Raw genomic sequence first — 13,851 nt, forward strand, 5'->3', positions numbered from 1 at the left:
TTTGAGGAGTGATTGAATTGTCTTTTTTTGGCCGGCTTTCTTGTCTTACTGTGGCGATTGCGTTGGTTTTAACTGGATGTACGGATGAAGAGTCTGTTAAAAATCAAAGTAATTCCAAACCAGTAAAGTATACAGCAAGTGAATTTAGTCAATCGATGAAATTAACGCAAGCAAAGTCATTACCAGTTCCAAAAATTGATACGACCGAATTAAAACAAAAAGAAGCACTAGAAGCGACAAAGATGCAGAATCAGACATCGTTCTATCGAGGATCCAGATATAAAAAACAGGTTGCTCTCACTTTTGACGACGGACCTGATCAACATTATACGGTACAAATCCTAGATATATTAAAGAGAGAACGAGTGAAAGCAACCTTCTTTGTGCTAGGTTCGATGGCAAAAATGTATCCTTCTTCCTTACTACGTATTTATGATGAAGGGCATGTGATTTCCAATCATTCTTGGAATCACCCTATTTTGACTCATTTGTCAGAAGCTCAAGTAATGAAGCAAATTGAAGATACCAACAATGTGGTTACAAGTGTAATTGGTAAAACTCCACTTTTGGTACGTCCGCCTTATGGTGCTTTAAACAAAAAGCTAGAACATGCAATTGGAAATAAAGGATATAAACTCATTTATTGGAACATCGATACGTTGGATTGGGATAACCAGACAGCAGATAAGATTGTAGCAACTGTAAAAAAAGGAACAAGTAAAGGAAGTATCATTCTGCAGCATAACGCAGGAGGAGAGAGCCTCAAGGCAACAGTGGAAGCTTTGCCAAGAATTATTGCTCATCTTCGCGGTCTAGGATACGAGTTCACAACCATTGATCAATTGCTGCACACACCAGCATACACAAAAACACCAGTACTTGATCCTAATAAACCTGTTGTCAAAGTAAAACCTAAAGCGCAATCATTTAAAAGTATGAAGAATAATCCAAATCAAAAAGTCCTTCCAATTAATAAAAAGGGACCAAAAACGAAAAAATAACTCCTGCAGAGGAGTTATTTTTTTATTACTGGTTTGTGTGATGGACAAGATATAACATAAGAAAGGAGTTTTAGGTTTGGATACAACAACCCATAAACAAGCATCATGGTTAATACTCATCAAACGCGTTATTTTTATCGTATTGGGAGCAGTACTAGTTGCACTTAGCTTAGAAATGTTAATGGTTCCAAATCGGGTTATTGATGGTGGAGTAGTTGGTATTTCTATCATGCTGTCTTATCTCACGGATATCAGCCTAGGTTTGTACTTATTTATATTAAATCTCCCTTTTTTTATTTTTGGTTATAAGCAAATAGGGAAAACATTTGCTTTGTCTACTTTGCTTGGTGTAGGTGTAATGGCAATTGGAACTGTTCTTTTTGCCCATCAAAAACCATTTACGAATGATCCTTTGCTGGCTGCTATATTTGGAGGTATTATCCTTGGGATAGGTGTTGGATTGGTATTGCGTTATGGTGGGTCTTTAGATGGTACAGAGATATTAGCGATTTGGATTACAAAACGAATACCATTTTCGATTGGACAAATTGTCATGTTTTTTAATTTATTTATTCTTGGTAGTGCTGGATTTGTATTTGGTAGTTGGGATCGAGCCATGTATTCTCTTATCGCATATTTTATTGCTTTCAAAACCATTGATATCACGATTGAAGGATTTAACGAAACAAAGTCTGTTTGGATCATTAGTGATCATTACAAAGTAATTGGCGAGACGATTTTACATCGTTTAGGTAGAGGTGTTACATTTTTAAATGGCGAAGGAGCGTATACTGGGGACGAAAAACGGGTCATTTTTTGCGTTGTTACACGTCTGGAGGAAGCAAAATTAAAATCCATTGTGCAAGAAAAAGATCCGGAAGCCTTTCTTGCTATTGGAAACATTCATGACGTACATGGAGGTCAATTTACAAAGAATGATATTCACTAGAAACGTTCCTTCATAGACAGGTTGGGTACATATGGTCTAAAATGGTAAGAAGCCAACACCTTAGAGAGAAAGGTAGGCAAACCATGACTACCCAACCATCTTCTTTACAACAATTACTCAAATTACTGCTCCGATATCACCGAAGATTGGGACTAAACCAACAACAATATGTTCTATTACATAGTTGTATTCAATTTGACGATATGGATGTTTTGGTGGAAGTGACAGGATTACCTCAAGATGAAATTATGAAATCTTTGATGGAGTTAGCAAATTGCAAAGTAATTACTTTTACAGCAGATAAAAATATTGATCTAAAACATCTGCACGGTTTATTGTCCATGATCGCGCTTGATGATATTCCTTTTCGAGAGCTGCTCGTGAAAGAATTTGTAAATCAGAAAAAGCAGAAGTTTAAACATATTGGTCATGTAGAACTAGTTCCGATGAACAATGGAATAGCAGTGAGAATGAGGGATGGCACATATCTATCGATTGCTCGCTTAAAAGAATTGACAGAAGAATTTAGTTTGTTTGCCGAATCTATTAAGGAAGAAGAGATATGGAGGGTGAATCTTCATCTGCTTTCGCAGCTTCACCATAGCAAGGAAGAAACAATAGACAAGATTGTGTGATGAAGAGCGAAAGGAGCAAATTTGTGAAAATAATTGGAATTGATCCAGGAATAGCCATTGTTGGTTATTCCGTTTTGACTCGAAAGGGTAATAAACTTGTACCTATAGATTATGGAAGTATTGAAACACCAGCTGGAATGCCCACACCAAAGCGTTTAAAAGAGGTCTATGATGCATCCAAGCATCTTTTTCAACTCCATCAACCGGATGTGATGACCATTGAAAAGCTTTTTTTTAATCGAAATGTTACCAATGCTTTTACTGTAAGTGCAGCTCGTGGAGTGATTATGCTTGCTGCTGAAGAGTGTGGAATACCCATTACGGAATACACACCTCTTCAAGTTAAAATGGCAGTAACTGGTTTTGGTAAGGCTGAGAAAACACAAGTACAAAAAATGGTACAGCGTCTCTTGCATTTGCCAGCCATCCCCAAACCAGATGATGTGGCGGACGCATTGGCAATAGCTATTTGCGAAGTACATGCAGGCGCTAGATAAGGGAGCGTAGGATAAATGATTGAACGTTTACGAGGGGAGATTTTTCTCATTGAAAATGATTATATTGGTGTGGATGTTCAAGGTGTTGGTTACCAAGTGTATGTGGTCAACCCTTATCAATTTGAAGAAGGAACAGCAACAACAATTTATACACACCATGTAGTCAGAGAAGATGCAGCATTACTGTATGGTTTTGCCCTTATTGAAGAGCGAAATTTGTTTCGCTCTTTGTTAGCTGTTTCTGGGGTAGGGCCAAAGGCAGCATTAGGCATTTTATCGGCAGGAACACCTACACAAATCGTTTCTGCCATCCAAGCAGAGAATACGGCATTTTTGACGAAATTACCTGGTATAGGGAAGAAAACGGCAGCTAGGCTCATACTTGATCTCAAAGATAAATTGGCTAATTGGTTACCAGCCACAGGTGATCAACAGTTAAAAGCAAATCCTTTTGAGTCCAATGACAGAGAAACGGTCATCGACGCATTGACTGCACTAGGGTATGATGAGAAAGAAGCGTTACAATTGGCAGAGTACAGTTACAAAGAAAATCAATCGGTTGAGGCGTGGATACGAGCAGCACTTCGACAAAAAGGGGTGAGATAATTGGAGGAGCGGATTATCTCCGCTAAATTAGCCATGGAAGAGGAACAGGTAGAGTTTAGTCTTCGGCCAAGGTTTTTACGCGAGTACATAGGTCAGACTCATGCGAAAGAAAATTTAAAAGTGTTTATTGAGGCTGCCAAACAACGAAATGAATCATTGGATCATGTGTTATTATACGGCCCTCCAGGATTGGGGAAAACAACATTATCCCATATCATTGCTAATGAAATGGGTGCAAGCATTCGAACAACTTCAGGGCCTGCTATTGAACGACCTGGGGATTTAGCTGCGATTTTAACCAATCTAGAAGAGAATGATGTTTTATTTATTGATGAGATCCATCGTTTAAATCGATCAGTAGAAGAGGTCTTATACCCTGCAATGGAAGACTTTGCACTTGATATCATCATTGGTAAAGGGCCTAGTGCACGGACGGTGAGGCTTGATTTGCCGCCATTTACCTTAGTAGGTGCCACAACAAGAGCAGGTTCTCTGTCCGCTCCGTTGCGTGATCGATTTGGTGTAGTGAGTCGATTGGAATTCTACACAGAAGAAGAATTGTGTTTGATATTGCTTCGGACTGCTGATTTATTGCAGGTTGGGATGAATGAAGAAGGTGCCTCTGAGCTTGCTACACGTGCACGAGGAACGCCTCGTGTGGCAAATCGTTTATTAAAACGAGTACGTGATTTTGTGCAAGTTGAAGGTGATGGATTTATCACCAAAGATGCAGCAGTTCGTGCATTAGACCGATTGCATGTGGATAAAATGGGTTTAGATCAGTTGGATCACCGATTCTTGAAATCTATTCTCACTCATTTTCGTGGTGGCCCTGTTGGATTGGAAACCATTGCTGCTACAATCGGGGAAGAAAGCCATACAGTGGAAGATGTAGTAGAGCCGTATTTGATGCAACTTGGTTTCTTGGAGCGTACCCCACGTGGACGGATGGTAACCAAACAATGTGCAGATTACTTAGGTATCAAATGGCCTAAGGCTACATAAAAACAGGGGCAAATGCCCCTTTTCTTTTTGGAGTGAATAGCTATGGATGTATCTTTTTTTGATTATGATTTACCAAATGAATTGATAGCACAAACACCAACAACGGATCGCACTTCTTCCAAATTGATGGTGGTTGGAAAAAGGACAGGTACATTGGAACATGCAACATTTGCTGATCTACCATCCTATCTCCAATCAGGTGATCTGTTAATCTTGAATAATAGTCGTGTCAGGCATGCCAGATTACTAGGAGTCAAAGAAGAGACCGGAGCTCGGATGGAGTTGTTATTGTTAAAGCCACTAGGCGAAGATCGGTGGGAGTCTCTCGTCAAACCTGCAAAACGGATCAAGCAAGGGGTGGTAATACAATTTGGTAATGGTGAATTAAAAGCTATTGCCGAGACACCGTCTGATATAGCAGGGGGTTGGATCTTTCGATTGATTTATGATGGTGATGTAGAAACTTTATTTCAAAATCTAGGTGAAATGCCGCTACCTCCTTATATTCGAGAACGTTTGGAGGATGAAGAGCGTTATCAGACCGTCTATTCCAAAGAAATTGGGTCTGCTGCTGCTCCAACAGCAGGCCTTCACTTTACCGAAGAATTACTCAGCAAATTACAAAAACAAGGCGTGGAAGTAGGTTATGTTACGTTACATGTAGGTCTTGGAACATTTCGCCCAGTAGCTGTAGATCAAATTGAAAATCATACCATGCATAGTGAGTATTATGAGTTATCTGATGCGGTTGCAACACAAATTAAATGCGCGAAAGCTGACGGAAGAAGAATTATTGCAGTTGGTACAACAACAGTGCGTACATTAGAAACAATCGCAAATCAATCGGAAGGATTTCGTGAAACTAGTGGGTGGACAGATATTTTTATTTATCCAAGTTACACCTTTAAAATCGTAGATGCATTGATTACAAATTTTCATCTTCCAAAATCTACCTTACTCATGCTAGTCAGTGCCTTTAGTTCTCGAAATACGATTATGAAAGCCTACAAAGAAGCAGTGGATAAGGAATATCGATTTTTTAGTTTTGGAGATGCAATGCTAATTGAATAAATTGAAGGTTGAGCGAAGGATGCTTTGGTGTATAATGGATATGGTGTAATTTCACCTAGAGTTATCGAAGAAAGGAACAGGAACATTGGCTGTTCGTTACGAATTATTGAAAGTGTGTAAACAATCTGGAGCTAGATTGGGAAAGTTACATACTCCACACGGTACTATTGAGACCCCTATTTTCATGCCCGTAGGCACACAGGCTACCGTGAAAACGATGAGTCCAGAAGAGCTTGTTGGGATGGAAGCACAGATTATTTTAAGTAATACATATCATTTATTTTTACGTCCAGGACATGAGATTGTGGCAGAAGCTGGTGGACTACACTCCTTCATGAATTGGAATCGACCTATATTGACTGATAGTGGAGGTTTTCAAGTTTTTAGCTTGAGTAATCTACGCAAGATCAAAGAAGAGGGAGTCGAATTTCGTTCCCATTTAAGTGGAGAAAAGTTGTTTTTATCTCCAGAAAAGGTAATGGAGATCGAAAATGCCCTTGGTGCAGATATCATCATGGCTTTTGATGAATGTGCACCTTATCCAGCCGAACGCAAGTATGTGGAAGACTCTGTTGCAATGACTTATCGGTGGGCGAAACGCTGTAAAGAAGCACATAAGCGGTTGGAAGACCAAGCGCTCTTTGGAATTGTGCAAGGTGGCATGTATGCTGATTTACGCAGACAAAGTGCAGAGCAACTAGTGGAACTCGATTTTCCCGGTTATGGGATTGGAGGATTGAGCGTAGGAGAATCCAAAGAACTTATGTATGAAACTTTGGAAGTGACTACTCCTCTTTTACCTGTACATAAGCCTCGATACTTGATGGGTGTGGGCTCACCAGATGCACTCATCCAAGGTGCAATACTCGGCGTGGATATGTTTGACTGCGTCTTACCTACGAGAATTGCGCGAAACGGTACAACCATGACGAGCCAAGGTCGACTTGTGATTCGTAATGCAAAGTTTGAACGTGATTATGGACCATTGGATCCTGCCTGTGATTGTTATACTTGTCGCAATTATTCACGTGCTTACTTGCGTCATTTGATCAAAGCCGACGAAACCTTTGGATTACGACTTACCACTTATCACAATCTGCATTTTTTACTGAACTTGATGAAACAAGTAAGACAAGCGATTGTGGAGGATCGTCTCCTTGATTTTCAAAAAGAATTTATGTTGCAGTATTATGGTTCACTAAATCCAGAAAAAGCATTTTAGGAGGATACAAATGGGTAGTTCATGGAGTATTGTTTATATTGTCGTGATGTTTGCGCTTCTTTATTTTGTGTTGATTCGTCCTCAAAATAAACAGCGTAAAGAGCAAGCACAGTTGCTTACTTCTTTGAAAAAGGGAGATAAGGTAGTTACCATTGGAGGATTACACGGATCGATCGTAGAGTTGAACGAAAGTCGTGTGACCTTGAAAGTAAGTGATACCACTCGTGTTGTATTTGAACGCGGTGCGATCAAATCTAAGATTTCGGATAAAGCGGAAGCGGTAGAATCCCCAGCAGCAGATGTTCCCAAAGATAAAGAAAAAAGATATCTAGAAGGAACAGAAGAAGACAAAGAAATTCAAAAAGAAAAAGAAGAAAGCAAATAAGTAGGAAAAGAGTCCAAATAAGGGCTCTTTTTTTTTCACAGACAGAGGATGCGTAATATGTTTTAATAAAATAAAGCACAAACATTCAACCACAGGGAGAAACCTGATGTGCGGTGCACATGGCAAAAAAAACACACCCTGGGGAAGTATCAGCAACAATGATCACTATGAACGTGTCTTCAACGACATCAAGGTTGACGAGGAAGAGTGGATCAACTTCCAGAGGGATCGATTCGGATGGGATGAATCGATCAAGTCGGAGAATGGAATCTCCATCCATGAAATCAGCGTCCGACTGCGTGAGTGGACTGTCAGTCAGATGCCTGAGGGGTCCGAAAGGCGAGAGATCTATGACAAGTTCCTCGAGGCCTTTGGTGAGATCGTTGGCAAGCTGATCGAACTCGACGTTCGTCCCCGGCTGCCGAGGTATTCCCATAACGAACCTTACATGGGACACTACCGCGGTAGGCTCACCTACTTCTCTGTACAGAGTGAGAAATGGGCGGAATTCCAAGAGATTCGCTTCCGGCGTATACTGATGGAGGCGGAGGGTGAGTGGACCAGGGTCGGATTCGATGCTGTCTATCGATCTATCGACGATTGGACTCGGACTGAGATCCCCGAGGGATCTAGCAGGCGAGTGATCCATAACAAGTTCTCGGAAGTCTTTGGTGAGACCATCGGCAAGCTGATGGCACTCCAAATCCGAAGCGCTCTGCCCGCGTTCAGGGATTAGATTCCCAGAGATCTAGCAAGAGAGTGATCCATAACAAGTTCTCGGAAGTCTTTGGTGAGACCATCGGCAAGCTATGGCTCACCAAATCCGAAGCGCTCTGCCCCGGGATTGGAATCCCTGTGGTGCGCGGCATTGAGGTTTTTACCACGATGCCGCCCCACTTTTACAAGTTACGGATACACATAGATAAAAAAAAAAGGAGCTAACCATATGGTCAGCTCCTTTTATCTTGCTGTATTTACCCCGAAAATTCCACCTAAAGCTCCAATGCCAAAAGCAAATATACCAAATATTAGCGGATCTACTCGCATGCTGGTGTCAAAGGCGAGAAATGCGACTAGCCAAATTAATAATGTATAAATAATCCCTTGAAGTCCTCCATAATACCAACCTTTTTTTCCTGATCTCTTACCAGAAATAAAGCCTGCAGATAACAAAGATACGGCATTTATACAAAAGGTAATTGTAGGTAAGCTACTTGTCTCCAGACTACTAAATCGTAAGAAAAGTGCTGTGATCAATGATAATACGAAAATAAACGCCCATAAAATCATTTGTCCCGCTACCATGGGTGAATGCCAACCTGTTCGTAATGTCTCTTTCAGCATGATCGAACCTCCTAAATATTCTTGGTACAACCTATGGGAAGAAGCTGGTTTTTATGACTAGTTTTTTCATAGAATCTGTGTCTAGGGTAAGAATAGTAAACGACATGAGCTTAAGAGGGAGCTATCGATCATGGTAAGTTTGATACTCAGAACAATATTCATTTATTTTTTTATTTTATTGATGATGCGATTGATGGGAAAAAGAGAGATTGGGAAGCTATCGATTTTTGACTTGATTGTCTCTTTCATGATAGCCGATCTTTCTGCGATGTTAATTGAAGATAAGCAATTAGCGTTATTGATGGGAATTGCTCCTATATTAACGATTGTTGGGTTGCAAATCTTGTTATCTTTTATCATGTTAAAAAGTAGAAACATTCGTCATCTCATCGATGGTGAACCTACTGTTATCGTTCAGCATGGTAAGATTTTAGATAATGTGATGGCAAAGAGTAGATACAATATGGATGATTTAATGATGCAGTTAAGAGAAAAAAATATTTCTAATATCGGCGATGTAGAATTTGCGATATTGGAAACTTCTGGAAAGTTAAGTGTTTTTCCGAAGACCAAAAAACATCCTGTAACCAAAGAGGATTTAAATTTACGTAACTTAAAGACATTTCACCCACCTATTCCTGTTGTGTTGGAAGGAAAAGTGTTGGAAGAAGGATTGGAACAGCTTGGTCAAAACCGATTTTGGTTGAAAAAAGAGCTCCGTAAAAAAGGTTACAAAGAGCTCCAAGATATTTTTTATGTTAGTGTCAATTATGAAGGGAAGCTATTTGTGGATGCGAAAGATAAGAAACATTAATGAGGTAGTACTTTGGCGATCCATCTACCAACATAGGGAATCCGATTAACATCTCCTTTACGTACAAGGCTAAAGATCAATAGACAAATGAAATAAATGCCAAAACTACTTAAACTCGTTAGCAATACTTTTTGTAACAAAGGCGTACCTTCTTGCTGAATCAAATAAAATGTTACTGCTCCCATGACGAGTACGGAAAAAGTTAATTTAGAAATTGGTTTCAGGTGAATAGAGATAGTCACATATTTTAGTATACTGATAAAATGCAGCCCAGTTACTAAGAGGATTCCAATATTAATGGCTATTGCTACTCCGTATATCCCTAGTCCCGGTTGAGATGCTAACAAGAAAATAAGGGGAATCTTCAAGACCGCACCAATGATCGTATTGCGCATTGCAACATTTGCTTTGTCTAGTCCTTGAAGTACGGAGGCAAAAGGACCTTGCAAATAATGAATAAATGACACAGGAGCGATGATATATATCATGTGTGCGATCTCTTTTTTGTGATAGAGTAATACAGATAGTGGTTCAGCTAATAAGAGAATAAAAACGGTACAGGGAGCTCCTATTAACAAGGAGAGACGAATAGCTTGTTGTAATCGATGTTCAATTAATTTTGGTTGGTTTTGAGCAGCAGCTTCGCTGATTGCTGGGACAAGCGAAACGGTTAACGCATAGGTGATAAAGGTCGGAAAAAAGATCAATGGTATTGCCATTCCTTCTAATCTCCCATATAATGCTGTAGCAACAGAAGAAGTGATTCCAGCAAGGGCTAGGCTATGTGCTACGACGATCGGCTCAAGTGCATAAGAAAAGGAACCAATCATTCTACTTAAGGTAACTGGTACAGAGACACGTAAAATCTCTTTGATGCTGCGTCTTAGGTGTTTCGGACGTCGAAAAAGGTGTAATGGCACATATTTTTTATCTCTTCGATAACTGATGTAAATGTAGATCATTCCCACAAATTCTCCTACTACCATTCCTAACATAGCGCCAGCGGCAGCATAAGCAAGTCCAAAAGGCAGCAAATATTGAGCTAAAAAAATAACGGTAAATATTCTTACCATTTGTTCTAATATTTGAGCGATTGCATAAGGACTCATATTTTGTCGACCTTGAAAGTAACCCCGAAAAATAGAAGATATCGCAATAATGGGGATCACAGGTGTTATCGCTAAAAGTGCATATATAGTTCTGCCATCCGTAAGCAAGATATGAGCTATTTTTGAAGCTCCAAAAAAGATAGAAATGGCAATGATTACACTGGTGAACAATACGATAAAGATTGATACAATAAGAATTGCAGGAATACGATCTTCTTCTCCTCTTGCTTCCGCTTCTGAAACTAACTTGGAAATAGCTACAGGAACGCCTGCTGTCGTGACAACAACAGCAAAGATTAGAATAGGAAAAACCATTTGGAACAATCCCATTCCTTCTTCTCCGATAATACGAGATAAGGCAATGCGATAAACAAAACCTAGTATTTTTGTGATAAACCCTGCACCAACTAGGATAATAGTCCCATATAGAAAGCCTTGTTTGGACATATTGCCTCCCCTTCTCGTTCACATGATCCTTTGTAAATTTGTATGCCTTGTCCTTAAGTTCCATGTCTGAAAGTTATTAATTAGCAGGAAGCGACATAGTAGATGTCGAATTTTTGCCATGGATAGTTATAGAAAGAGAGGATGGTATAATAATGGCAAAATCGTTAAGAGCAGTGAGTATCAATAAAAACCGAAATGATGTCGAATTATTGACGGAAGAAGAATTGAAAAGTTGTATTGAGGATTTATGTGATAGTAAAGCAGCGGAGTTTCGTATGTATGGGTATGAAGACGTTACTGGAGAGCAAGTATGGGAATGTGTTTCCGAAAGTTATCGACGTGGTTGGCCACGATTAAATCGCTTAGTAAATGACATCATGTCTTTAAAAGCAAATCGATTTATGAATTGGTTGATGCTGAGCGTATATAAAGCGGATTAGCCAGCCGGAAAAACGGCCCGCTGAGGGTCGTTATTTTTATTAAGGTAAAGAAAATGTATTTTCTAATTATTGGCAAGGGTAGTTGTGCGTTTGACAACGTTATTCTTCTGCTGGGATAATGGGATTGTATTTTTTTTAGAAAACGTTTTTAAGTAGATGAAGGGGTATGAAGAATGAAAGTAAAGCGTGGGAGAATTGTGATATTCATCATCCTTTCTGTAATCATTCTCGGAACTGTTTTGGCTACGACAGAAACAATCTGGGGTAGAATTACAAAAGGATTGGATTTGCAGGGTGGATTTGAAGTGCTCTATCAAGCCGCTCCTAATCAGAAAGTGAATACAGATATTTTGAATCAAACGGCAAGTGCTATACGAAATCGGATAGATATTTTAGGAGTAACAGAACCAGATATCACCGTTGAGCCGCCAAACAGAATTCGAGTGCAAATTGCAGGAGTCAAAGATCAGAAAAAGGCGAGAGATATCATTGGTAAACCAGCACAATTAACGTTCCGTGATCCTACAGGTAAAAAGATTTTACTAAAGGGAACGGAATTAAAACCAGATAGTGCAAAAGTAGGTTATGATCAAAATAATCAACCAGTTGTAGAAATTCAATTGACGAATGCAAAGAAATTTGAACAGATAACACGTAAATACATAGGTCAATCAATGCCCATCTACTTAGATGAAAATCAATTAAGTGCTCCTACAATCGTTCAAGCAATCCCTGGCGGTAGAGCTCAGATAAGTGGACAAGAGTCTCCAGAAGCTGCACAAGATTTAGCCAGTCTGTTAAATGCAGGAGCATTACCCATCAAACTTACGGAGATACAAAGTTATGCTGTTGATGCTAGTCTAGGGGAAGAAGCTTTAAAAGATAGCTTAAAAGCAGGAGCATATGCAGTATTGGCGATTTTTATTTTTGTAATCGGATACTATCGTTTACCTGGTTTGGTAGCAGTAATTACGCTTATTGCTTACGGGTATCTTGTTTTATTGGTTTTTGATGCGCTTAATATGACACTGACACTTCCAGGACTTGCAGCGTTTATTCTTGGAATTGGGATAGCAGTGGATGCAAATATCATTATGAATGAACGTATACGGGAAGAATTAAGATACGGCAAAAGTGTTCGTACTGCTGTAAAAATAGGTTCCAAACGATCTTTTCTTACCATTATTGATGCTCACGTAACTACAATTGTTGCCGCAGGATTACTCTTTTACTTTGGTACTGCTGCAGTAAAGGGATTTTCTGTTTCATTGATTGCGGGAATCATTGTGAGTCTGTTAACCGCTGTAGCACTATCCCGTATCATGGTTAATTTGTTAGTTCAATCTAACCTGATGAATAAGCCAAGCTGGTTTAACGTGAAAGAGGATGAGATTAGTGATTTATAACTTAGATTTTGTAGGAAAGCGGAAGTTGTTTTTTGGTATTTCCGTTTTGCTTATCATTGCAGGAGTTGTCTCCTTGTTTGTCCAACAGTTGAATTTAGGAATCGACTTTGTAAGTGGAACAAGATTGGATATTTCGATGGGTAAAAGGGTAAATATTGAGGAATCGAAGAAAACTCTGACTGAATTAGGATATGAAAATCCAAATGCACGTGTAGGTGGTAAAAAGTCAGATGTTCTTATTTTCCGAACATCGGAAACGATTACACCTGCAAAAATCTCGAAAGTGGAAGATGCATTTAATAAACAATTTGCGACTAAAGTGAGTATTCAATCTCAAGTGGTAGATCCAGTCATCGGTCGCGAGTTAGCAAGGAATGCGATTATTGCAACTTTGTTAGCTTGTGTTGCAATTGTCATCTATGTCTCCATTCGTTTTGAACATCGTTTTGCAGTTGCAGCGGTCGTCACCTTGTTTTACGATGCTTTATTTACCATCGGTATTTTCTCGATCTTTCAAATCGAGGTGGACGTCGTATTTATCGCTGCGATACTTACGATTATCGGTTATTCCATTAATGACACGATTGTTATTTTCGACCGAATACGAGAAAATTTCCAAAAATTACAGCCTAAAAAATGGGATGAGCTTTCCGATATGGTGAACGAAAGTATCCGTCAAACATTAGTTCGATCAATAAATACCGTAGTTACAGTTTTACTAGCTGCTCTCGCATTAGTTATTCTTGGTGGAGAAAGTATTCGCAATTTCTCACTCGCTTTGATTATGGGCTTGATTTCAGGTGCTTATTCATCCATCTTTATTGCTAGCCAAATCTGGGTGGTTTGGACATGGAGATCGATGAAGAAAAAATCAGTATCGGCGTAGTTTGGAAAACCGCGAAATTCGCGGTTTTCTATTT

At 39.4% G+C, this 13,851-nt stretch carries 16 protein-coding genes; 14 read left to right on the forward strand and 2 right to left on the reverse strand.

Annotated features, from left to right (window positions below; genetic code table 11):
- Positions 1–17 precede the first annotated feature (17 nt).
- From A3GQ_RS25480 to A3GQ_RS0101685, 10 genes are all read left to right on the forward strand, one after another.
- A complete protein-coding gene (locus A3GQ_RS25480; RefSeq protein ID WP_051271090.1) occupies positions 18–1,001 on the forward strand; it encodes a polysaccharide deacetylase family protein in 984 nt (327 codons plus the stop codon).
- Positions 1,002–1,077: 76 nt separating this feature from the next.
- The gene (locus A3GQ_RS0101645) at positions 1,078–1,950 is read left to right on the forward strand and encodes a YitT family protein (RefSeq protein ID WP_028775571.1); all 873 of its coding nucleotides are present in this window, start codon (positions 1,078–1,080) and stop codon (positions 1,948–1,950) included.
- A gap of 83 nt (positions 1,951–2,033) precedes the next feature.
- Positions 2,034–2,585 (forward strand): hypothetical protein, encoded by a 552-nt coding sequence (locus A3GQ_RS0101650; RefSeq protein WP_028775572.1) that lies wholly within the window; start codon positions 2,034–2,036, stop codon positions 2,583–2,585.
- Positions 2,586–2,608: 23 nt separating this feature from the next.
- Positions 2,609–3,082: a crossover junction endodeoxyribonuclease RuvC gene (gene ruvC, locus A3GQ_RS0101655; RefSeq protein WP_028775573.1), complete on the forward strand. Its 474-nt coding sequence runs from the start codon at positions 2,609–2,611 to the stop codon at positions 3,080–3,082.
- A 15-nt stretch (positions 3,083–3,097) separates the two neighbouring features.
- On the forward strand, positions 3,098–3,688 hold the full coding sequence (gene ruvA, locus A3GQ_RS0101660) for a Holliday junction branch migration protein RuvA (protein WP_028775574.1): 591 nt from the start codon (positions 3,098–3,100) through the stop codon (positions 3,686–3,688).
- Positions 3,689–4,693, forward strand: a complete 1,005-nt coding sequence (gene ruvB, locus A3GQ_RS0101665; protein WP_028775575.1) for a Holliday junction branch migration DNA helicase RuvB — start codon at positions 3,689–3,691, stop codon at positions 4,691–4,693.
- Between the two features lie 42 nt (positions 4,694–4,735).
- A complete protein-coding gene (gene queA, locus A3GQ_RS0101670; protein ID WP_028775576.1) occupies positions 4,736–5,764 on the forward strand; it encodes a tRNA preQ1(34) S-adenosylmethionine ribosyltransferase-isomerase QueA in 1,029 nt (342 codons plus the stop codon).
- A gap of 85 nt (positions 5,765–5,849) precedes the next feature.
- A complete protein-coding gene (tgt, locus tag A3GQ_RS0101675) occupies positions 5,850–6,986 on the forward strand; it encodes a tRNA guanosine(34) transglycosylase Tgt (protein ID WP_028775577.1) in 1,137 nt (378 codons plus the stop codon).
- A gap of 10 nt (positions 6,987–6,996) precedes the next feature.
- Positions 6,997–7,371, forward strand: a complete 375-nt coding sequence (yajC, locus tag A3GQ_RS28590) for a preprotein translocase subunit YajC (protein WP_083964039.1) — start codon at positions 6,997–6,999, stop codon at positions 7,369–7,371.
- Between the two features lie 106 nt (positions 7,372–7,477).
- Positions 7,478–8,107 (forward strand): hypothetical protein, encoded by a 630-nt coding sequence (locus A3GQ_RS0101685; RefSeq protein ID WP_028775578.1) that lies wholly within the window; start codon positions 7,478–7,480, stop codon positions 8,105–8,107.
- Positions 8,108–8,331: 224 nt separating this feature from the next.
- Here A3GQ_RS0101685 and A3GQ_RS0101690 read toward each other — a convergent pair whose 3' ends face one another.
- Positions 8,332–8,715, reverse strand: coding sequence for a TIGR04086 family membrane protein (locus A3GQ_RS0101690; RefSeq protein WP_028775579.1), 384 nt, complete (start codon positions 8,713–8,715; stop codon positions 8,332–8,334).
- A gap of 130 nt (positions 8,716–8,845) precedes the next feature.
- On the opposite strand from A3GQ_RS0101690, the gene A3GQ_RS0101695 reads away from it, so the two are divergent.
- Positions 8,846–9,529, forward strand: coding sequence for a DUF421 domain-containing protein (locus A3GQ_RS0101695; protein ID WP_028775580.1), 684 nt, complete (start codon positions 8,846–8,848; stop codon positions 9,527–9,529).
- Here A3GQ_RS0101695 and spoVB read toward each other — a convergent pair.
- On the reverse strand, positions 9,526–11,085 hold the full coding sequence (gene spoVB, locus A3GQ_RS0101700) for a stage V sporulation protein B (RefSeq protein WP_028775581.1): 1,560 nt from the start codon (positions 11,083–11,085) through the stop codon (positions 9,526–9,528). The genes A3GQ_RS0101695 and spoVB overlap by 4 nt on opposite strands.
- Positions 11,086–11,237: 152 nt before the next feature.
- Between spoVB and A3GQ_RS0101705 the strand changes: the two genes are divergently transcribed.
- The 3 genes from A3GQ_RS0101705 (at position 11,238) to secF (ending at position 13,817) form a co-directional block, all read left to right on the forward strand.
- The gene (locus tag A3GQ_RS0101705) at positions 11,238–11,525 is read left to right on the forward strand and encodes a post-transcriptional regulator (protein ID WP_051271092.1); all 288 of its coding nucleotides are present in this window, start codon (positions 11,238–11,240) and stop codon (positions 11,523–11,525) included.
- 173 nt (positions 11,526–11,698) lie between these two features.
- Positions 11,699–12,931, forward strand: a complete 1,233-nt coding sequence (gene secD / locus A3GQ_RS26005; RefSeq protein ID WP_083964040.1) for a protein translocase subunit SecD — start codon at positions 11,699–11,701, stop codon at positions 12,929–12,931.
- Entirely contained in the window at positions 12,921–13,817 is an 897-nt protein-coding gene (secF, locus tag A3GQ_RS26010; protein WP_169818227.1) for a protein translocase subunit SecF, read from the forward strand. The genes secD and secF overlap by 11 nt, the downstream gene beginning before the upstream one ends.
- The last annotated feature ends 34 nt before the right edge of the window (positions 13,818–13,851 follow it).

The organism is Shimazuella kribbensis DSM 45090 (assembly GCF_000428065.1).
Classification (GTDB): domain Bacteria; phylum Bacillota; class Bacilli; order Thermoactinomycetales; family Thermoactinomycetaceae; genus Shimazuella; species Shimazuella kribbensis.

Excerpts from the sequence above, each read along its gene's own strand:
- A3GQ_RS0101695 (WP_028775580.1), top strand. The coding sequence starts at position 8,846 with ATGGTAAGTTTGATACTCAGAACAATATTCATTTATTTTTTTATTTTA.
- spoVB (WP_028775581.1), bottom strand. The coding sequence starts at position 11,085 with ATGTCCAAACAAGGCTTTCTATATGGGACTATTATCCTAGTTGGTGCA.
- yajC (WP_083964039.1), top strand. The coding sequence starts at position 6,997 with ATGGGTAGTTCATGGAGTATTGTTTATATTGTCGTGATGTTTGCGCTT.
- queA (WP_028775576.1), top strand. The coding sequence starts at position 4,736 with ATGGATGTATCTTTTTTTGATTATGATTTACCAAATGAATTGATAGCA.
- ruvA (WP_028775574.1), top strand. The coding sequence starts at position 3,098 with ATGATTGAACGTTTACGAGGGGAGATTTTTCTCATTGAAAATGATTAT.
- A3GQ_RS0101685 (WP_028775578.1), top strand. The coding sequence starts at position 7,478 with ATGTGCGGTGCACATGGCAAAAAAAACACACCCTGGGGAAGTATCAGC.
- A3GQ_RS0101650 (WP_028775572.1), top strand. The coding sequence starts at position 2,034 with ATGACTACCCAACCATCTTCTTTACAACAATTACTCAAATTACTGCTC.
- A3GQ_RS0101690 (WP_028775579.1), bottom strand. The coding sequence starts at position 8,715 with ATGCTGAAAGAGACATTACGAACAGGTTGGCATTCACCCATGGTAGCG.
- secD (WP_083964040.1), top strand. The coding sequence starts at position 11,699 with ATGAAAGTAAAGCGTGGGAGAATTGTGATATTCATCATCCTTTCTGTA.
- A3GQ_RS0101705 (WP_051271092.1), top strand. The coding sequence starts at position 11,238 with ATGGCAAAATCGTTAAGAGCAGTGAGTATCAATAAAAACCGAAATGAT.